The organism is Stenotrophomonas sp. ZAC14D2_NAIMI4_7, assembly GCF_003086675.1.
In the GTDB taxonomy this organism is placed as follows: Bacteria; Pseudomonadota; Gammaproteobacteria; order Xanthomonadales; family Xanthomonadaceae; genus Stenotrophomonas.
On the sequence record NZ_CP025995.1, the window covers coordinates 1614519 to 1631819 of the forward strand.

20 protein-coding genes, 5 tRNA genes, 1 pseudogene and 1 riboswitch are annotated in these 17301 nt (G+C 67.7%); of the genes and pseudogenes, 15 read left to right on the plus strand and 11 right to left on the minus strand.

Going from position 1 to position 17301, the window contains the following annotated elements:
• Nucleotides 1-184: 184 nt before the first annotated feature.
• Both C1922_RS07490 and C1922_RS07495 read left to right on the plus strand, forming a co-directional pair.
• Nucleotides 185-1291 carry an NAD(P)/FAD-dependent oxidoreductase gene (locus C1922_RS07490; RefSeq protein WP_108749191.1) on the plus strand — a complete coding sequence of 369 codons (1107 nt, stop codon included), beginning with the start codon at nt 185-187 and terminating at the stop codon, nt 1289-1291.
• Nucleotides 1292-1396: 105 nt separating this feature from the next.
• Nucleotides 1397-1472: transfer RNA gene (locus tag C1922_RS07495), tRNA-Gly, on the plus strand.
• A 142-nt stretch (nt 1473-1614) separates the two neighbouring features.
• Here C1922_RS07495 and C1922_RS07500 read toward each other — a convergent pair.
• Both C1922_RS07500 and C1922_RS07505 read right to left on the minus strand, forming a co-directional pair.
• Nucleotides 1615-2067, minus strand: a complete 453-nt coding sequence (locus tag C1922_RS07500; protein WP_108749192.1) for a hypothetical protein — start codon at nt 2065-2067, stop codon at nt 1615-1617.
• Nucleotides 2060-2467 (minus strand): hypothetical protein, encoded by a 408-nt coding sequence (locus tag C1922_RS07505; protein ID WP_108749193.1) that lies wholly within the window; start codon nt 2465-2467, stop codon nt 2060-2062. Before C1922_RS07505 ends, C1922_RS07500 begins: the two co-directional genes overlap by 8 nt.
• Before the next feature lie 130 nt (nt 2468-2597).
• Between C1922_RS07505 and C1922_RS07510 the strand changes: the two genes are divergently transcribed.
• The 5 genes from C1922_RS07510 (at nt 2598) to C1922_RS07530 (ending at nt 4495) form a co-directional block, all read left to right on the plus strand.
• A tRNA-Gly gene (locus C1922_RS07510) sits at nt 2598-2673 on the plus strand.
• 142 nt (nt 2674-2815) lie between these two features.
• Nucleotides 2816-2891 (plus strand) — tRNA-Gly (locus C1922_RS07515).
• A 65-nt stretch (nt 2892-2956) separates the two neighbouring features.
• Nucleotides 2957-3030: transfer RNA gene (locus C1922_RS07520), tRNA-Cys, on the plus strand.
• A gap of 116 nt (nt 3031-3146) precedes the next feature.
• A complete protein-coding gene (locus C1922_RS07525) occupies nt 3147-4064 on the plus strand; it encodes an ADP-ribosylglycohydrolase family protein (RefSeq protein ID WP_108749194.1) in 918 nt (305 codons plus the stop codon).
• A 161-nt stretch (nt 4065-4225) separates the two neighbouring features.
• Nucleotides 4226-4495: a hypothetical protein gene (locus tag C1922_RS07530; protein WP_108749195.1), complete on the plus strand. Its 270-nt coding sequence runs from the start codon at nt 4226-4228 to the stop codon at nt 4493-4495.
• Between the two features lie 12 nt (nt 4496-4507).
• On the opposite strand, the gene C1922_RS07535 is transcribed toward C1922_RS07530, so the two are convergent.
• The 3 genes and pseudogenes from C1922_RS07535 to C1922_RS20795 all read right to left on the minus strand — a co-directional run.
• Entirely contained in the window at nt 4508-5272 is a 765-nt protein-coding gene (locus tag C1922_RS07535; protein ID WP_108749196.1) for a thioesterase family protein, read from the minus strand.
• 25 nt (nt 5273-5297) lie between these two features.
• Nucleotides 5298-6380, minus strand: a complete 1083-nt coding sequence (locus C1922_RS07540; RefSeq protein WP_108751517.1) for a hypothetical protein — start codon at nt 6378-6380, stop codon at nt 5298-5300.
• A 51-nt stretch (nt 6381-6431) separates the two neighbouring features.
• Nucleotides 6432-7088 (minus strand): annotated as a pseudogene (locus tag C1922_RS20795) (DUF6265 family protein); the annotation flags it as partial.
• Here C1922_RS20795 and C1922_RS07545 point away from each other — a divergent pair.
• Nucleotides 6969-7796, plus strand: a complete 828-nt coding sequence (locus C1922_RS07545) for an AraC family transcriptional regulator (RefSeq protein WP_108749197.1) — start codon at nt 6969-6971, stop codon at nt 7794-7796. The pseudogene C1922_RS20795 and the gene C1922_RS07545 overlap by 120 nt on opposite strands.
• A 3-nt stretch (nt 7797-7799) precedes the next feature.
• On the opposite strand, the gene crcB is transcribed toward C1922_RS07545, so the two are convergent.
• Together crcB and C1922_RS07555 are read right to left on the minus strand one after the other, a co-directional pair.
• On the minus strand, nt 7800-8192 hold the full coding sequence (gene crcB / locus C1922_RS07550; protein WP_108749198.1) for a fluoride efflux transporter CrcB: 393 nt from the start codon (nt 8190-8192) through the stop codon (nt 7800-7802).
• Between the two features lie 73 nt (nt 8193-8265).
• Nucleotides 8266-8326: riboswitch (Fluoride riboswitch) on the minus strand.
• 22 nt (nt 8327-8348) lie between these two features.
• A complete protein-coding gene (locus C1922_RS07555) occupies nt 8349-8789 on the minus strand; it encodes a helix-turn-helix domain-containing protein (protein WP_233614986.1) in 441 nt (146 codons plus the stop codon).
• A gap of 78 nt (nt 8790-8867) precedes the next feature.
• Here C1922_RS07555 and C1922_RS07560 point away from each other — a divergent pair, with 78 nt between their 5' ends.
• Together C1922_RS07560 and C1922_RS07565 are read left to right on the plus strand one after the other, a co-directional pair.
• Entirely contained in the window at nt 8868-9077 is a 210-nt protein-coding gene (locus C1922_RS07560) for a hypothetical protein (RefSeq protein WP_108751518.1), read from the plus strand.
• Nucleotides 9078-9403: 326 nt separating this feature from the next.
• Nucleotides 9404-9640 (plus strand): hypothetical protein, encoded by a 237-nt coding sequence (locus C1922_RS07565; protein WP_108749200.1) that lies wholly within the window; start codon nt 9404-9406, stop codon nt 9638-9640.
• A gap of 1 nt (nt 9641) precedes the next feature.
• On the opposite strand, the gene C1922_RS07570 is transcribed toward C1922_RS07565, so the two are convergent.
• The gene (locus tag C1922_RS07570; RefSeq protein ID WP_108749201.1) at nt 9642-10685 is read right to left on the minus strand and encodes a 4Fe-4S dicluster domain-containing protein; all 1044 of its coding nucleotides are present in this window, start codon (nt 10683-10685) and stop codon (nt 9642-9644) included.
• A complete protein-coding gene (locus C1922_RS07575) occupies nt 10682-10966 on the minus strand; it encodes a hypothetical protein (RefSeq protein ID WP_108749202.1) in 285 nt (94 codons plus the stop codon). The genes C1922_RS07570 and C1922_RS07575 overlap by 4 nt, the downstream gene beginning before the upstream one ends.
• Before the next feature lie 182 nt (nt 10967-11148).
• Here C1922_RS07575 and C1922_RS07580 point away from each other — a divergent pair, with 182 nt between their 5' ends.
• Together C1922_RS07580 and hemN are read left to right on the plus strand one after the other, a co-directional pair.
• Nucleotides 11149-11589, plus strand: coding sequence for a group III truncated hemoglobin (locus C1922_RS07580; protein ID WP_108751519.1), 441 nt, complete (start codon nt 11149-11151; stop codon nt 11587-11589).
• Between the two features lie 44 nt (nt 11590-11633).
• Nucleotides 11634-13040 (plus strand): oxygen-independent coproporphyrinogen III oxidase, encoded by a 1407-nt coding sequence (gene hemN, locus C1922_RS07585; RefSeq protein WP_108749203.1) that lies wholly within the window; start codon nt 11634-11636, stop codon nt 13038-13040.
• Between the two features lie 9 nt (nt 13041-13049).
• On the opposite strand, the gene C1922_RS07590 is transcribed toward hemN, so the two are convergent.
• Nucleotides 13050-14138, minus strand: coding sequence for a DUF1176 domain-containing protein (locus tag C1922_RS07590; RefSeq protein WP_108749204.1), 1089 nt, complete (start codon nt 14136-14138; stop codon nt 13050-13052).
• 22 nt (nt 14139-14160) lie between these two features.
• Nucleotides 14161-14247 (minus strand) — tRNA-Leu (locus C1922_RS07595).
• Nucleotides 14248-14377: 130 nt separating this feature from the next.
• On the opposite strand from C1922_RS07595, the gene C1922_RS07600 reads away from it, so the two are divergent.
• From C1922_RS07600 to C1922_RS07610, 3 genes are all read left to right on the plus strand, one after another.
• Nucleotides 14378-15382: a TraB/GumN family protein gene (locus C1922_RS07600; protein ID WP_159091886.1), complete on the plus strand. Its 1005-nt coding sequence runs from the start codon at nt 14378-14380 to the stop codon at nt 15380-15382.
• Between the two features lie 63 nt (nt 15383-15445).
• Nucleotides 15446-15889 (plus strand): BLUF domain-containing protein, encoded by a 444-nt coding sequence (locus C1922_RS07605; RefSeq protein WP_108749206.1) that lies wholly within the window; start codon nt 15446-15448, stop codon nt 15887-15889.
• A 123-nt stretch (nt 15890-16012) separates the two neighbouring features.
• Complete coding sequence (locus tag C1922_RS07610; RefSeq protein WP_108749207.1) at nt 16013-17299, plus strand: nucleotide sugar dehydrogenase; 1287 nt, start codon at nt 16013-16015, stop codon at nt 17297-17299.
• Nucleotides 17300-17301: the final 2 nt, after the last annotated feature.

Consider the following 17301-nt stretch of genomic DNA (forward strand, 5'->3'; position numbering starts at 1 on the left):
GCGATAGAGTCGGCTGGAAGCAAAGGACTGTCAGTCCAGATCCGATCAAAATCCATGCAATTTGTCTGAAACCAGCGATTTTCATCCGGGTGGGCAATCGCTTCATCCTCACTTCACCACCACCCCATCGCCCCGCCACGCGCGCCGGCGAAGCTGCAACACCGTTCCAACCGGTGATGCCGCGATGCCCCACATGTCCCCTGCCTACGACCACGATCTGGTCATCGTCGGCGCAAGCTTCGCCGGTGCTGCCTGCGCATTGGCCGCCGCGCAGTACGGCCTGCGCGTCTGCGTGCTGGAGCGCAAGGCAGATCCCGGCGAACGCCTGCACACCACCGGCATCGTGGTGAAGGAAGCGATGGAGCAGACCTGGCTGGGGCGCATGCCTGAAGATCTGCTGCAGCGTGTCGCGCGCGTGCGCCTATACGCGCCGAACCTGCGCAGCGTGCAGCTGGCCGCGCCCGGGTATTACTTCCTCACCACCGACACCCCGAACCTGATGCGCTGGCTGGCCGACGAACTGCGTGCCAGCGGCGTGGATCTGCGCCTGCAGCAGTCCTTCAGCAATGCCGAGGTCGATGGCGATGGCTGGCAGGTGGACGGGGCAGGGCGCTGCGCCTATCTGGTGGGTGCCGATGGCGCGCGATCACGCGTGGCCCGGCGTGCCGGCCTGGGCCAGGTGCGTGACAACCTCTACGGCGTCGAGCGCGAGTTCGATGGCCTGCAGTTGCCGCAGGGCGATGCGCTGCACTGCTTCGTCAGCAAGCGCTATGCGCCGGGCTACATCGGCTGGGTCGCGCAGAATCCTACGGGCGTGCAGGTCGGGCTCGCCCTGCGTCATGATGCGATGCAGGCGAGGGTGCCGGACATCGATGGCTTCATCGAGCACGTGCGCGACATCGTCGGCATCGCACCCTCATTGCAGCCGTCATCCACCCGCGCCGGGCTGGTTCCCTGCGGCCTGCCGGATGGACCGATCATCGGCCAGCGCCTGATCCTGACCGGTGATGCGGCCGGCATCGTCTCGCCGCTGTCGGCTGGCGGCATCCACTCGTCGTGGCGGCACGGCTGGGCGGTCGGCGATGCCATCGGCCTGCACCTGCGTGGCCACGGCCCCGCCGCCGAGCAGGTGGCGAGGCGGGTGGCACCGACCTTCCGCCGCAAGCGCCTGCTGCGCTGGGCGATGGACCATCTGCAGCAGGACTGGCCACTCAATGCGCTGCTGCGCACCGCCGCGACGCGGCGCGTGGCCGAGCAGATCTACTTCCACCGGCGCGGGGTGCGGGCCTGACCGCCAAGCTGAACGACGCGGCGCAGGCGACCCGAAAAATCCGGTTGACGCCGTGCAGCAATATCGACACAATAGCGCTCCTTCGACGCAGGTCGAACGGAATCTGCGGGAATAGCTCAGTTGGTAGAGCGCAACCTTGCCAAGGTTGAGGTCGCGAGTTCGAGTCTCGTTTCCCGCTCCAGATTGCAGAAAAACGCTCCCGGAAGGGGGCGTTTTTCGTTTGCGTCAGTCCCTCGATACCAGCTGGGTCGAAAGGCAGACTGAGAGCGCGCATGCTGCGAGCATCAGGCCCGTGGCGATGTCGGCATGGCGTAGCGCTGCGCTCACGGTGAAGGGTGTCCGCGTGCGGCGGAAGCGCGGCGGCGAAACGCCTGCCACGCACTGATGACGGACACCGCGCACAGGGCCAGGAACAAGCCCAGATCCAGCAACAGCAACCACAGCAGGTGCGTGCCGTAGACCGGCGATTGGTGCATCGCGCCCATTGCGAACGGTACCGACCACGTCAGCAGCAGCGCGAAGGCGATCAGCAGGCGCAGCCAGAGCCGACGCCATCGCCATGGGCGCACGATCAGTAGGGCAACCGCGATTTCGACCGTGCTCATCAAAGCGAACGTGACAACCATGCCGGTGGCATAGGGCTGGGGCGCGTCTGCATCGAGACTGCGCTGCAGCCAGTAGTCATGCTGCGCGCCGGCATGAATCAGCGCGGCCATCACCGCCAGCCAGATCACGGCTGCCGCCAGGCAATACAAGCGAGGGCTGCGGTCACTCATGCGCGGGCTCCTTGCGCGTGCTGCGGGTGGTTGTGGTGCGCGCAGCGAAGCGCATGCTCGCGGCGATCGCGGCCAGTGCAAGCACGCCCGGGCCGACAGTGAAGTACAGCATGCGCAGCGGGTTGTTGTGCATCAGCGTCCAGGTCGCGAATGCGAGCGGGATGGCCAGCACCAGCAGTTTCGCTGCCAACGGTCGTAGTACGGCGATCAGCGGCTGCGCGCCAATGAACAGCACGAACGCGTAGTACTGCGCGAGGCCCAGGCCGATGTTGCCGTGCGAGCTGAAACCGACATGGTCGCGATACCAGTTCATGCCCAGCGGCATCAGCGTCCAGTAGAGCGCGCCCACCAGCAGGTGCAGCAGCAGGGAGACCAGCAGGGATTTGCCGTGCAGGAACATGGGTCAAGGCGTCCGGGCGGGGCAGGGTACCCCACCGCGCAGGGCCCGGATCGCGGTGCGTGAAGACTGTTGACGGCGTGAAGGAATTTGGACACAATAGCGCTCCTTCGACGCAGGTCGAACGGAATCTGCGGGAATAGCTCAGTTGGTAGAGCGCAACCTTGCCAAGGTTGAGGTCGCGAGTTCGAGTCTCGTTTCCCGCTCCAGATTCTACAGGGCCCCGGTAGGGGCCTTGTTTTTCTCCCGCCTCGGCAAGGCGGGGCGTGTTGGGCCCCAAGGCTTTGCGCGCAGTCAGAAAGGTGAAATCGCTGGTGTGTGTTCCGGATTTCCGGTACCATGGCGGCTTACGCGGGAATAGCTCAGTTGGTAGAGCGCAACCTTGCCAAGGTTGAGGTCGCGAGTTCGAGTCTCGTTTCCCGCTCCATGTTCCGACAGAGCCCCATCACGGGGTTTTGTCATATCAGGGCCACCCCCTGGTAGCAGTACGTTGGCCTCATGGCAGAGTGGCTATGCACCGGATTGCAAATCCGTTTACAGCGGTTCGATTCCGCTTGAGGCCTCCAGATAAAAAGCCCTGACTACGGTCCGGGCTTTTTTTTTGCGTTGCGCGTGTTCACCACGCGCAGCAGTGTGTCGCAGCGCTCAGTGCCGCCGCACCACCGCGGCGTACACTGAGCCGATGAACCCGATCGACAACTTCCGCGGCGCGCTGCTGGGCCTTGCCTGCGGTGATGCCGTTGGCACCACCGTGGAATTCAAGCCACGCGGCAGCTTCACGCCGCTCACCGACATGGTGGGCGGCGGTCCGTTCAACCTGCAGCGCGGGCAATGGACCGACGACACCTCGATGGCCATGTGCCTGGCAGAAAGCCTGCTGCGCTGTGATGACTTCGATGCACGCGACCAGATGAACCGCTATGCGAACTGGTATCGGCACGGCTACTGGAGCGCCACCGGCGAATGCTTCGATATCGGCATGGCCACGCGTTCGGCGCTCGATCAGTTCCTGCTGACCGGTCAGCCGCTGGCCGGCAACGACGATCCGCGCAGTGCCGGCAATGGTTCGATCATGCGTCTGGCACCGGTGGTGCTGCGCTACGCCGGCCTGCCGGAACTGCCGGTCATGGCCGAACAGAGTTCGCGCACCACCCACGCTGCGCGCGAATGCCCGGATGCGTGCCGCCTGTTGGCCGCCGCGCTGCAGCGGGCACTGGCCGGTGCCAGCAAGGCGCAGGTGCTGGATCTGCGCGACGTGGCCGTGGAGAGCAAACGCCTGCGCGACATCGCCGCCGGTGGCTACGGTGCGCGCAGTCGCGAGCAGATCCGTGGCAGCGGTTACGTGGTGGACAGTCTGGAAGCAGCGTTGTGGTGCTTCGCGCAGCACGATGATTTTGCTGCGGTGGTTCTGGAAGCCGCCAATCTGGGTGACGACGCCGACACCACCGCCGCAGTGGCGGGGCAGCTGGCCGGCGCCTTCCATGGCATGGCCGGCATTCCGCCGCAGTGGCTGCAGTGGCTGGCGCTGCGCGCGCAGATCCAGACGCTGGCCGATGGTCTGTTCCAGCGCAACGTCGTGGCGAACGCGGCAACGGTGTGATCGGGCTGCATCGTTCACATTTGCCGCCGGCCCGTGGGGCGCCGTCCCAGTCTCAAACCGCCAAGACATGCCATGGCGCTATGGTCGGGGTCCAGGTAGTCAGGAGCGGCGATGGCAGGCAAGCACATGAACACCGAAGGGCTCCGCGCGGGGGACTGCGCATGAAACAGCCGATTGCCGATGTCCGCTGGCTCACGTTCCGGCTGAAGAACGGGCAATCCATCGGGCCCGACCAGTTGAAGGATGGCTGGGTAACGGCTGCGGGAACCCGCCACTGCGGGGTGCGGCGCGAACGCAACGAAGGCCACGGCACGGTCTATGCGCTGTACGCGCCGGCAGACCTGGCATCGCCGCGCACCGCCGAACTGCGCATGCGCGATTTCCTGATGCGGTCCGGCTACATTTTCACCATGGGGACGCTGGGCGGCTGAGTACCGCGGGGATTACGGCCGCACGGTCAGCACCTGGCCGATGCTGCCGATCGGGCCGTGCATGTCGTGCAGCACGGTACTGGTCAAACCGACACCCTGCGGGCCGAACGATACCGAGGTATCGAAGCCCAGCCACTCGCCCTGCGGCAGCGTGAACAGATGCGCGGTCAGGTCCAGGTTGGGGAAAGCGACGTCCTTCGGGTCGGCGCGCACGGCCATGCCGTTGGACAGATCGAACAGGGTGGCCGCGCGCGCCAGCGCACTGACCGGCTCGTCGGCCAACAGCGGCTGCAGCGCCCGCGCCCAATACTGTGCGCGGCCGGGCCCGTGCTCCAGGCGGCGTACCTGCACGTTCTGGATGAAACCGCCCGGCCACACGCTGGCCGGATCCCACGCCGGCATGCTCTCGGCCGAGGGCAGGGGCGCAATCGGCGTTCCGGCGATGGCGCCGGTCGCGTTCGGGCGCAGCAGCCAGGCGCGCGCGCGCAGTGCAGCCCGACCGTCGTGCAGCAGCGTGGCCTCCACCAGTTCGATGGTGCGACCGCCGCGCAGGACCTCGACGCGCGCATCCATCGCGTCGATCGGAATCGTGCCAAGGATGTCGTAGGACAGACGCCCGATCACGAAGCCATGCCCGCGCGCGGCCGCGTCGCGCTCGATGTGGTGGGCCAGCAGGCCGATCGCAGGTGCGATGTGCTGTTCGTGGATGTTCCACGCGCCGCTGGTGTGGGCGGTGGGCAGGTAGCGGGTATCGCTCAGTCGTTCGAAAAAGGCCATCACTGCAGCAGCATGAGGAAACGCTCTATCGTAGCGCGGCGCCTTCGCTGTGCAGGGCGGCGGGTACGACCGCGGCGCGTACGGTCTGCAGGGCATGCAGCACCTGTGCATCGCTGAAGCCGCAGTGGCCTTCCCCTGCCGCCGGCAACTGCCGCAGTCGCGCAGCCGCGCCGACGCGCGTTGCCAGCTGCGGATACACCGCCTGCATGTGCGGCACGATGGTCGGATCGCCTGCGTTGAACTGCAGTACCACCGGTCGTTGCAGCGCGCCGGTCAGGGCCAGCGGTCCGCGCATGTAGCGCTGTGCGGCCGGCGCGGCACGCACGCGTGCGACGCCGGCATTGAACGCGGCGTCATCGCCGAAGCCGCTGTAGCGCATGCCGATGTTGCCCACCGGCATGCCGCCGGCACGTTCGATCAGCTCGTGCAGCACCAGCGCATGCAGGCTGATTGTGCCCGCCAGCGCATCGGGCCGCACCTGCAGGCGCGTGGCCAACACTGCGGCGGCGTCCGCATCGCGCTGCAACGCGGTGGCGATGCCCTGGTACAGCGTCGCCTGTGGCAGAGCGGCGGTTTCGGCAGCCAGCAATCCGCCACGCGGCAGGCCGTCGGGCTGGCGGAAGAAATAGTCGAACGCGACGAGGGTGGTCAGCAGATCGTTGGCCAGTACCTCACCCGGCAGGTTGGCGCCGCACAGCGCCACACCGCCGTTGTAGCCTTGCGGCGTGCGTTCAAGGGTGGCCAGGGTCACCGCGCCGCCCATGGAAAGGCCCAGCAGCCACGTGTGCCGCAGCCCCGGCAACTGCGCCAGCACATGGCGGCGCAGGCGTTCGGTATCGGCGATCGCATCGGCAACGGCCCAGCCCTGCGAGGCATAGGCACTCTGGGCCACGGCAAACCCCGCGCCGGTCAAGGCGGCGGTGGCATCGTTGGCGGGCATTGGTGTCGGCCGCGCCCCCCCCTTGGGCTCATAGCCGTGGGCGAGCATCACCAGCTCGCCGTTCCAGGCGGCAGGAACGTCCAGCCGCCAGGGGGCGCTCTGCAGCACGCCGTCCAGAGTGCGTGCGGTGCCTGCGGTCGCGCCGTCGGCGCAGGCCACGCGCTGCATCGGGAAGTCGATGGCCCTGCCGGGTTCGTCACGGGCGATGTCGATCCGTGCCAGCAGGTGCTGCGCGTCCACGCGGCGGTAGTGGATGCGCTGCGGAAAATCGTTGTCGCGGTTCTCGAACACCGCGTTGTCGGCATCCACGCGTGTGGCGGTGAAGTCGGTTGCATCACGGCCGTTGGGCAGGGCGGTGAACACCAGGCGTCCGTTGTCGTGCTGGCGCAGCTGCATGAATTCAAACCCCACCGTCTGCCCGTCGCGCAGCGTGCGGCTGCTGCCCAGCAGGGTGCCCCCGGCCAGGCTTGACCACTGCTCGCCCGATCCGCTGGGCGCACCCTGCAGTTGCCAGCAGCCACTCAGCCACTGCAGCTGGGTGATCGATGGCAGGTCTGCGGCCTGGCTGACCGTCGTGGCCAGTAGCAGCGGCAGGCTGGCCAGCAGGGTCCGGATCGACATCGGTGCCTCCGTGCGAGATGGGGTGATGCCTGTATAGCGTCGCCCCTGCGCGCGGACCAGTGCCCAGCGCGGACAGGCCGTTTCCGATACGATTTGTTGTATATAGCACCGCAGTGCTTGATCCGGAGTCTGTCCATGGTCGATCGTCTTGCCATCCTGCTCGACCGCTTCGCGGTCACCGCCTCGGTCTTCCACGCCGGCGCACTGTGTGGCATCAACAGTCTGCAGGGCGAGGATGAGCTGGGTCAGCTGCATCTGGTCCGGCGCGGGCCGCTGCAGGTCAGCCACGGCCAGCAGACGTTGCAGATCGACGCGCCCAGCCTGCTGCTGTACCCGCGACCGATGCCGCATCGCTTCCACACCGACCCGCAGCAGGGGGCGGACATGGCCTGCGCCAACCTGTCCTTCGAGGGCGGGCGGTTGAACCCGATCAGTGCCGCGCTGCCGGACTTCCTGTGCATGCCGCTGGCCGATCTGCACGGCGGTGGGACCGCGCTGGAGCTGCTGTTCGAGGAGGCCTTCGAGCAGCGCTGCGGCCGCACGGCAATGGTCAACCGCTTGTTCGAGGTGGTGATGATCCAGGTGCTGCGCCAGCTGATGGAAGGCGGCGAGATGCGCGGTGGTCTGTTCGCCGGCCTGGGCCATCCACGGCTGCGGCTGGCGCTGGTGGCGATGCACGAGGCGCCGGCCCAGGCCTGGACGCTGGAAACCCTGGCCGACGTGGCCGGCATGTCGCGCAGCGTGTTCGCGGCCAGTTTCCGCCAGGCGATGGGCACCACGCCGGGCCACTACCTGCAGGGGTGGCGGGTGGGCCTTGCGCAGCAGGCGCTGCGCCAGGGGCGGCCGTTGAAGATCATTGCCGACGAAGTGGGCTACGGCAGCGAGGCGGCCCTGTCGCGCGCCTTCAAGGCGCACACCGGCCAGTCGCCCCGCCAGTGGCGCGGGCAGGCACGCGCGGCCTAGGCCTCAGCCCAACAGCAGCCGGCTCAGCTTCATGCCGACGAACAGGCCAGCCACGCCCAGCGCCACCGAACCGCCCGCATACAGGGCGGCCAAGCCGTGTTGTCCGCGCTGAAGCAGCAGGCCGATTTCCAGCGCATAGGTCGAAAACGTCGTATACCCGCCCAGCACCCCGGTGGCCAGCAGCAGCCGCAGCTGCGGTGAAGCGCCGTGGCGCAGTGCGAAGGCTTCCACCACCGCGCCCATCAGCACGGCGCCGCTCAGGTTCACCAGGAACGTGGACCAGGGCCAGCCGCTGCTGGCCGCCACCCGCGCGCCCAGCAGGTTGCACGCATGGCGCAGGCAGGCGCCGGCGCCGCCGCCCAGGAAAACCAGGAAATAATTGTTCATTGTCTGCATGGCAGGCCTCGTCTGTGCGCGGAGGCGTGGGCGATGGCGGGCACAGGCCTGCCATCAACGAACGCCGGTTCGTTGTACGGCAGGAGCCATCAGCCATCCGGCGGTTGTCGGGGAGCCCCATCCCCATCACCCCGCATGCTACCAGTGCCGATGGCGTCAGGGCAGCGAGGTCATCACCACCCGTGCCACCTTCGTGCGGTGCAGGCCTTCCATCAGCAGATCGTGTGCCATCAGTTCCAGCGCGGCGCGGCGCCGGTAATCAACAGTCAAACCACGCTGCTCCAGCAGGCGCGCGACGATCTCGCAGGCCGTCTGCCACACATCCAGATAGGCCTCGCTGGGCATGTACATGTACGCCGTGCCGTGCTCGCCCACGCCGCGGCCTTCCGGGCCCAGCAGCAGTTCGCGCGGGTCGAGCTTCACCGCATCAGCAATGCGGAACAGCTGCTCGGCCTTCACGTGGCCGGGTTTGACGTGGTCGTTGAGCCAGTTGCTGATCGTGGCCGTGGTGGTATCGGCGGCGCGGGCCAGGTCGGCCGGGCGGGGGTGCCCGGCGTCCTTCATGGCGGCGGCGAGTCGTTGTCCAAGAGTATTCATCTATGCAAGCCAGCTTAACGCGTGGATGCAGAAGGATCCTTGGCGCACCATCGGGCCGATTGATGAATGGAGCAGCGCATGCCCGACTTCTGGAACAAGCGACAAGTCCGCAACCGGTTGGGGTTCCGCACCGACGCCGAGCTGGCCCGATTCTTCGGTGTCAGCCGTTCTGCGGTGTCCCAATGGCCCCGGGACTTCCCCATACCGCCGCTGCGGCGCTACATCCTGCAGCAGCGCTACCCGCATCTTTTCCCGGCCAATCGAAGCCCTGAGGGCGAAACGATCTGATTAGCGACAGGGTTTGACGCGTTCAACTCGGTTTGCAGAAAACGCTAAGTACGCTTAACAAAATAGGGAAATTCAATCGAACCATGGCTTGTGATTGGCCGCCCGACCCACCGCGCGGGCGATCTGTCGTCTATGGACCGCTCGGCGCGAGCGCCCAGCAGCATGAACCATTAATAATTTCAATCGAAAAACGTGCAGGCTGTAATTGACCTGTCGTGAAAATTGTGACTAATTGGCATCAACCGGTTGTGAAGGCCGGGAGTGGCAGCAGCAGGATCACAAGTGGTCGTCCGTCACTGATGCAGAACAAGTCCAACGGAGGTCGTATGGAATACGGCATGCATGGCTTGGCTGAACGGGTACGCCGCGAACTGGAAGCCAGCTACCACAGACACGGATGCGGCCCCGCGTTCTGGGATACCTACCAGCAGGTGCTCAACCGTCTGGTACCGCAGGGCACTGCGCGCACCGAAGTGACCAATGAAATGGCGCTGATCATCGAGCAGCTCGGCATCGTCCGCCGCGCCCAGCTGGTGCCGCCGGACGCCGATCGTACGCGCTGATTCACAGCAGCCGCCAGGCTCCACATCCCAGCAGCGCCAGCAGCAGGGCCAGCAGCCCCAGGGTGCGGGGTCGCCACCATCGCCGTGGCTGGCCTGCCATGGTCTGCGGGCTGCAGTAGCGCACCAGGGCGGCACCGAAACCCGTGTCCTGCTGCCGCGCGGCACAGGCATCCAGGCAGGCGCCACAGGCCAGGCAGTCGGCCTGCGGGCCATGGCGGATGTCCAGCTGCATCGGGCAGGCGGCCACGCAGGCCGCGCAGTCCAGGCAGTCGCCCAGGCGATCGTCCGGGAACGACGGCAGCGGACCGGCCAGCAGCGGATGCGCGGCACGAAACACGTAGTCCTGTGCCGTGGTCGCATCCAGCAAGCCGCGACCGCGTTCCAGCACGCCGCCCAGCCCGGCCGGCCGCCGGCCGCGGGGTTCGCCGCGCGGCGCGTCGTACAGCATGCGCGGGGTATGCGGATCGGTCAGCAGCGGCTGCATCCGCGCGAACGGGCACAGCAAACGACACACCTGCTCGCGCAGGAAGCCCGCATTGCCCCAGGTGGCGGCCGCGTAGAACAGCACCCAGAACGTTTCCCAGCCGCTCCAGCCGGCGTGCGGGGCGGCCGCCAGCAGCGCGCGGATCGGGCTGAACAGACCCACGAAGGTCAGCCCGGTCCACAATGACAACAGCAGCCACGCCGTCTGTGTGGCGGCAGGCGCAAGCGATGCCGGCAGGGCGCTCCTGGCCGCCCGCGCCAGCGTGTCGAAGGCCGCCGACCACAGCGTCTGCGGGCAGGCATGGCCACACCAGACCCGCCCGGCCAGATGGGTCAACAGGGCCAACGCAACGGCCGCCACCGCCAGCAGGCCCAGCAACACCCCCACGTCATCGGGCCACAGGGTCCAGCCGAACAGGTCGAAGCGGCGCGCGGCCAGATCCAGCAGCAGCGCCTGGCGTCCATTCCACTGCAGCCACGGCAGGGCGTAGAACAGCGCCAGCAGGCCCACCCGCAGGGGGCCGCGCCAGCGCCAGTGGCGGGAGCGGACGGGCGCGCTCATCCCAGCGGCAGCTCGTCGTCGTCCTCAGCCATGGGACGCAGCAGGTATCCGGTCACCGCGCTGGCCAGCGCGGTGACCGACCAGAACATGAAAAAGCCCACGCTGTAGCCCAGCTCACGGCTGATCGGCGTGCCTGGGAAGCTGATCGCCTGCAGCCGGATCGGGTCGACGAAGGCGAAGAAGATCACGCTGGCCAGGCCGGCGGCGACGAAGCTGGGCCACAGGATCGCGCCCCAGTGCTGGATCAACCGCTGGCGGCGGCTGGAATGCGGTGTGTTCATGTGGCGCGGGCTCGAGGTGGTGGGCGGCGCGTATACTTCGCCGTGGCGGGCGCGGCATGCGCGGGGCGTGGGTCCTGCAAGCGCGTCAGCCTATGCGCGGTGCCCGGCGCCGACATTGATCTGGATCAACGGTGGCGGTGAAGGCTGGCACCACACTGCTGCAACGCTTCTGGTGCCCCTGCATGAACGCAACGTCCCCGCCTGAACTTCCCACCGCGTCGCTGGAGCTGTGCAGCGAAGCCGAGGTGACCCGACTCGTGCACGATTTCTACGCGCGGGTGCGCCAGGAAGACCGCCTGGGCCCGGTGTTCGGTGGGCACGTGCACGACTGGCCTGCACACCTGGAGCAGCTGGTCGATTTCTGGTCGGCCATGCTGCGCGGTACGCGCCGTTTCAAGGGCTCGCCGATGTCCAAACACATGGCCATCGCCCTGGACAAGGACCTGTTCGACCGCTGGCTGGTGCTGTTCCGGCAGACCACGGCCGAATGCGGGAACCCGCCGATGCAGGCGCTGGCCGACGACGTGGCCGCGCGCATTGCCGATACCTTCTGGCGCCGCTACCAGATGCTGCGCTGGCCGCAGGTGGGCCTGCCGGTCCTGGGTGTTCCCGGCCGCGATTGATCTGGGTCAAGGCGTGCGGCCCGGGGCAGGGCGATGCTGGGCCCATGGACACGTTCTCTCCCACCGCCGGCGGCCTGGCCTGGACCTTCGACCCCGACCTGCTGCGCCGGCATGACCGGCCCGGGCCGCGCTATACCTCGTACCCTACCGCGCCGCACTTCCACGACGGCTTCGATGCGTCCGCGCTGCGCCAGGCCATCGCCGACAGCAACCCGCTGGCGCGCGCGCTGTCGCTGTACGTGCACGTGCCGTACTGCAGCAGCCCCTGCTTCTACTGTGGCTGCAACCGGATCATCACGCGTGACCGCAGCCGCGGCCACAGCTACGTGGCGCGCGTGCTGGCCGAGGCGGACCTGCTGGCGCCGCAGTTCGCCGACGGTCGCGAGGTGATCCAGCTGCACCTGGGCGGGGGAACCCCTAACTTCCTCGATGCCGAGGCCATGACCACGCTGGTGGAAGGGCTGCGCAGACGCTTCGACTTCAGCGAATCGGCCCACCGCGATTTCTCCATCGAGCTGGACCCGCGCTTCATCGATGTGGGCGACGTGGCTTTGTTGGCCAGGCTGGGCTTCAACCGCGCCAGCCTGGGCGTGCAGGATTTCGATCCGCAGGTGCAGGAATCGATCAACCGCGTGCAGGGCGTGCGGCAGACCCTGGACATCCTGCGGGCCTGCCGTGACAACGGCATGCGCTCGGTGAACGTGGACCTGATCTATGGCCTGCCCGGGCAGAGTCTGGAGGGCTTCGGGCGCACGCTGGAACTGGTGCTGGCACTGCGCCCGGATCGGCTGGCGGTATATGGATACGCGCACCTGCCGCATCTGTTCCGCGCGCAGCGGCAGATCGACGAAACCCGGTTGCCGTCGCCGGAGGACAAGCTGGCATTGTTGGGCCTGGCCGTGGAGCGCCTGTCCGCTGCCGGCTACCAGTACATCGGCATGGACCATTTCGCCCTGCCCGAAGAAGACCTGTCGCGCGCCCAGCGTGCCGGGCAGCTGCACCGCAATTTCATGGGCTACACCACCCACGCCGATATCGATCTGCTGGGCCTGGGCGTGAGTGCGATCAGCCACGTGGGCGCCACCTACAGCCAGAATCCGCGCGAACTGCCGGCGTGGGAAGCGGCTGTGGACCAGGGCCAGCTGCCGGTCTGGCGCGGCGTGGCCCTGAGCGCCGATGACCAGCTGCGCGCCGAACTGATCCAGCAGCTGATGTGCCAGGGCGAAGTGGATGGGGCAGTGCTGGGGCAGCGCCACGCTGTGGATTTCGAGCAGTACTTCGCCGAGGACCTGCAGGCCGTGCAGCGGCTGCAGGGTGACGGACTGGCCGAGTACCGCGATGGCGTGGTGCGCGCCACCGAGCCGGGCCGGCCACTGCTGCGGTTGCTGGCGATGTGTTTCGACCCGTACCTGCGCGCGCAGCAGCAACCGCGTTACTCGCGGGCGATCTGAGCGGCTACGTCATTTGGCCCGCAGCGGGCCGTACTGGCGGGCGACATTGGTCGGGCCGCCCACGCTGCGCCACAGCAGCGGCCAGTCACCGGGCTCGCCGCCGATGCAGTTGCGCTGCAGCTGCAGGGTCTCGATCTGGAACTGCCTGCCATCCCAGCGCCAGCTGGCTGCGTGGCCGCAATCGGCGGCGCCGCGGAACAGGGTGGTTTCGGCCAGGCGGCCCTGTGCGGCATCAAAGCGTGGCCAGCCCAGCTGCGGCAGCACGAAGTGGGATTCATCGTCGCTGACCGCCGGGGCGTCGGCCACCTCCAGCTGTAGTGGTTGTGTTTGCGGCAACTGACCGTCGGCGACCACGAAGGCCACCACGTTGGCGTTGTACATGCCGGCCTGGCAGCCGATGAACACCAGATCGTGGGTGGCGTCGATCGCCCAGGCGTCGTCGTACGCGCGGGACAGGCTGTCGTCGTCCGCATCGCAGTGCAGCTGAGCCAATGCAGGTGCCTGCAGCCTGCGCAGATCGGCGATGACGTTCGCGCGCGCGGTCGCCGACAGCACGCGCCGGTCAAGCGCCGGCGTCGACAGGGTGGGCAGGGCGTCGCGCGGGTGTGCCTGCGCCGCAGCGCTTCCGGGCAGCAGCCCATCGTCGGTGCCGCTGCGCCCCTGCGCACGGTCGAAGGCCTGCAGCAGCGCGTCCACCCCGCTCAGGGAAATCGATTCAATGTTCTGCATGCCGTAATTCAATACGCGGCCGCCGTGCAGGCTCTGCAGGCGGGCGCGTACGGCTGCCATGCCGGTCCACTGCTGGTGGCCGGGCGCCAGGACACGGCCGGGATCGTCGAAGGTGGGTGTCTCATCATCGACCCGCCAGTGCGGCGCGGAAACGCCCGGCGCGATCAGTTCAAGCTGCGGCACGCTGCGCAGGCCGCCCGCGCGGCTGATGCGCAGATGCCCGGCATAGCCCACCGCGCGGGCCACGGCCACGCAGTCATTGCGGTTGTCGCAGGTCAGTTGCCAGTCGCCCAGGTCGCTGTAGACCGGCGTGGCGGCGCGCGCGCTGGGGGCAAGCACCAGCAACAGCAGCAGGCACGTCCTGTGCATGGGAATCCTTGGTTGACCTGGGTGGTGCCCGGAGCCGGAATCGAACCGGCATGGGGTTGCCCCCGGCGGATTTTAAGTCCGATGCGTCTACCAGTTTCGCCATCCGGGCCTGCAGCGCGCGCCGATTGTAGCCGAATCGACACGGCCGGCAGCGGCTAACGCGGCTTTTACGCAGCGCCGTGCGCGCCCCGCTACAGTCCGCCAACGCACACAGGAAGGGCGACATGGCACGACGGCGCATGCGAGGGATGGTTCTGGGGCTGTCGGTGCTGTTGCTGGCTGCGGACCCATTGGGCGCGCAGCAGCGCCCGCTGCCGGCCGATGGGGTGGTGGACATGGCCACCGTGCAGGTGACCGGCGAGCAACCCGGCCCCGGGCTGTGGAAAGTGACCGCGCCGCAGGGGCATGTGCTGTGGATACTGGGCACGGTTTCGCCCTTGCCGGCGGGCGTGGAATGGCGACCGGACGAGGTCGAGCGCACCATCGCCGGGGTCGATCATGTGCTGGGCGAGCCGGGCTTCAAGGTCGATGCGCAGGTGGGGCTGCTGAAGGGCCTGACCCTGCTGCCGCTGGCACGCCGCAGTGCGCGCGATCCGCAGGGACGCACGCTGCAGCAGGTATTGTCGGCACCGGCTTACGCGCGCTGGCTGCAGCTCAAGCAGACCTACCTGGGCAGTGATCGCGGCGTCGAGAAGGAGCGCCCGCTGGTGGCGTCCGGTCGCCTGTACCAGGCCTTCCTGAAACGCAACGGGTTGCGCGACGGCAAGCAGGTGGACAAGGCGCTGCAGCGGCTCTACAAGGCGCGCGACCTGCAGCCGGAGGCGCTGAAGGTCACCCTGAAGATCGACGATGCGCGGGCCACGCTGAAGGAACTGCAGGTGACCGAAGTGGATGACCGCGCGTGTTTCGAGCGCACGCTCGATACCGTCGAGTTCCAGGCCCCAGTGCTGCGTGAGCGTGCCAATGCGTGGGCACTGGGCGATGTGGCAGCGTTGCGGCGTCTGTCCGGCTCGGCCATGGCGCAGACGTGCCGCGAGGTGCTGCAGGAGTCGGACTTCGTGCGCCGTCGCGGCTGGAGCAACCTGCCCGAGCAGGTACGCCAGCGCTGGTTGCAGGGCGTGGACAACGCGCTGCAGAAGCATGCGGCCACCTTCGCCACCGTGCCGGTCAGCCTGCTGCTGGGCGAGGGCTACCTGCAGGCGCTGCAGCAGCGTGGCTATCAGGTGGAAGCGCCGCTGGAATAGCGGCCGTAGGCAGTGCGTCCGCTTCGTGGCATAGTCCCATTCATCCAGCAGGGGGGATGGGCCATGTCGTTGCACGCGTTCGCCTACGTCAGTACGGCCTGCGAAGGGCTGGACCTGCCTGCGCTGGACGCCTTGCTGGCCGATGCCACCGCCTTCAACCGCATGGCCGGGGTGACCGGTGTGCTGATGTACGACGGCACCCGTTTCCTGCAGTACGCCGAAGGTCCGCGCGATGGCCTGGCGTCGGTCCATGCCCGCATCGTCAACGCGCGCCGCCATGCCTGCCTGACCGAACTGGCCGCAGGCCCGCTGCGGGCGCGCTGGTTCCCGCGCTGGACCATGGCCAACCGCATGATCGAACCCGGTGCGCTGGCCAGCATCGTGGCAGCGCCGTGGCAGGGCTTCGACAACGATCCGCATTGGCCGGGAAACGGCTTCCCGCTGCTGCTGCGTTCCTGGATGGGCGGGCACGGCGAACTGGAGCCGGCCGCCGTCAGCCTGGGCTAGGGCCGGGACTCGCGCGGGCGTGACCTGCAGCGCCCATGGCCGTTACTCTTGTATGCATGTTTGAACGCCTGCGGATGCCCGGATGAGCCCTTGCACCTTGATGATGCCCATGGGGTATTGCGCTTGAGCGCGCCGATCAGTGCGGCGCTGGCGCCTGCGCCGGCCGTAATCGGCCTGGGTTATGTCGGCCTGCCACTGGCGGTGGCCTTCGGCCAGCATCTGCCCACGCTGGGCTATGACATCGATCACGCGCGGATCGCCGAGCTTCGTGGCGGCCAGGACCATACCCTGGAAATGGAGCCCGACGAGCTGGCCACGGCCACGCTGCTGCGTTACAGCAGTGACCCGGCGCAGCTTGACGCCTGCAATGTGTACATCGTGACTGTGCCGACCCCGATCGATGCCTACGAGCAGCCGGACCTGGAGCCGCTGCGCTCGGCCACGCGCCTGATTGCCAGCCATCTGCGCCGTGGCGACGTGGTGGTCTACGAATCCACCGTTTACCCCGGCACCACCGAGGAAGTGTGCGTACCCCTGCTGGAGCAGGGCTCGGGCCTGCGCTTCAACGAAGATTTCTACTGCGGCTACAGCCCGGAACGGGTCAGCCCCGGCGATCGCGCGCGGCGGCTGGCGGACATCCGCAAAATCACCTCCGGTTCGACGCCCGACGTGGCGGCGGTGATCGATGGGCTGTACCGGCAGATCATCCGCGCGGGCACCTTCCCGGCGCCCTCGATGCGCGTGGCCGAGGCGGCCAAGGTGGTGGAGAACATCCAGCGCGACGTCAACATCGCGCTGGTGAACGAGCTGGCATTGATCTTCGACCGCCTGGGCATCGATACCCAGGATGTGCTCGACGCGGCAGGCAGCAAGTGGAATTTCCTGCCGTTCCGGCCGGGCCTGGTCGGTGGCCATTGCATCGGCGTGGACCCGTACTACCTGCTGCATAAATCCGAGAGCGTGGGCTACCACCCCGATCTGATCCACACCGCCCGCCAGGTCAACAACCGGGTGGGCGAACATGTGGCCGCGCGGGTGCTGGCGATGCTGGACGAGCGGGGGCGCAGCCCGGCGCAGTCGCGCATCCTGGTGCTGGGCGTGACCTTCAAGGAAGAATGCCCGGACCTGCGCAACAGTCGTGCGCTGGAGCTGGCGCAGCGGTTGCAGGAGAGTGGCGCGCAGGTGGATGTGAGCGATCCCTGGGTGGGGCCGGCGGCGCTGGCCGGCACCGGCGTGCAGTGGTTGCAGCAACCTCAGCAGGGCGTCTATGACGCCGTGGTGCTGGCCGTGGCGCATGCCGCCTTCACCGCGCTGGACGAGGGGCAGATCCGCGCGCTGCTTGTGCCGGGCGGGCTGGTGTACGACGTGAAGTCTGCCTGGCCGCGCAGCGTGGTCGATGATCGCCTGTAGCG

Excerpts from the sequence above, each read along its gene's own strand:
- C1922_RS07490 (WP_108749191.1), top strand. The coding sequence starts at position 185 with ATGCCCCACATGTCCCCTGCCTACGACCACGATCTGGTCATCGTCGGC.
- C1922_RS07500 (WP_108749192.1), bottom strand. The coding sequence starts at position 2,067 with ATGAGTGACCGCAGCCCTCGCTTGTATTGCCTGGCGGCAGCCGTGATC.
- C1922_RS07505 (WP_108749193.1), bottom strand. The coding sequence starts at position 2,467 with ATGTTCCTGCACGGCAAATCCCTGCTGGTCTCCCTGCTGCTGCACCTG.
- C1922_RS07525 (WP_108749194.1), top strand. The coding sequence starts at position 3,147 with ATGAACCCGATCGACAACTTCCGCGGCGCGCTGCTGGGCCTTGCCTGC.
- C1922_RS07530 (WP_108749195.1), top strand. The coding sequence starts at position 4,226 with ATGAAACAGCCGATTGCCGATGTCCGCTGGCTCACGTTCCGGCTGAAG.
- C1922_RS07535 (WP_108749196.1), bottom strand. The coding sequence starts at position 5,272 with ATGGCCTTTTTCGAACGACTGAGCGATACCCGCTACCTGCCCACCGCC.
- C1922_RS07540 (WP_108751517.1), bottom strand. The coding sequence starts at position 6,380 with ATGCAGCGCGTGGCCTGCGCCGACGGCGCGACCGCAGGCACCGCACGC.
- C1922_RS07545 (WP_108749197.1), top strand. The coding sequence starts at position 6,969 with ATGGTCGATCGTCTTGCCATCCTGCTCGACCGCTTCGCGGTCACCGCC.
- crcB (WP_108749198.1), bottom strand. The coding sequence starts at position 8,192 with ATGCAGACAATGAACAATTATTTCCTGGTTTTCCTGGGCGGCGGCGCC.
- C1922_RS07555 (WP_233614986.1), bottom strand. The coding sequence starts at position 8,789 with ATGAATACTCTTGGACAACGACTCGCCGCCGCCATGAAGGACGCCGGG.
- C1922_RS07560 (WP_108751518.1), top strand. The coding sequence starts at position 8,868 with ATGCCCGACTTCTGGAACAAGCGACAAGTCCGCAACCGGTTGGGGTTC.
- C1922_RS07565 (WP_108749200.1), top strand. The coding sequence starts at position 9,404 with ATGGAATACGGCATGCATGGCTTGGCTGAACGGGTACGCCGCGAACTG.
- C1922_RS07570 (WP_108749201.1), bottom strand. The coding sequence starts at position 10,685 with ATGAGCGCGCCCGTCCGCTCCCGCCACTGGCGCTGGCGCGGCCCCCTG.
- C1922_RS07575 (WP_108749202.1), bottom strand. The coding sequence starts at position 10,966 with ATGAACACACCGCATTCCAGCCGCCGCCAGCGGTTGATCCAGCACTGG.
- C1922_RS07580 (WP_108751519.1), top strand. The coding sequence starts at position 11,149 with ATGAACGCAACGTCCCCGCCTGAACTTCCCACCGCGTCGCTGGAGCTG.
- hemN (WP_108749203.1), top strand. The coding sequence starts at position 11,634 with ATGGACACGTTCTCTCCCACCGCCGGCGGCCTGGCCTGGACCTTCGAC.
- C1922_RS07590 (WP_108749204.1), bottom strand. The coding sequence starts at position 14,138 with ATGCACAGGACGTGCCTGCTGCTGTTGCTGGTGCTTGCCCCCAGCGCG.
- C1922_RS07600 (WP_159091886.1), top strand. The coding sequence starts at position 14,378 with ATGCGAGGGATGGTTCTGGGGCTGTCGGTGCTGTTGCTGGCTGCGGAC.
- C1922_RS07605 (WP_108749206.1), top strand. The coding sequence starts at position 15,446 with ATGTCGTTGCACGCGTTCGCCTACGTCAGTACGGCCTGCGAAGGGCTG.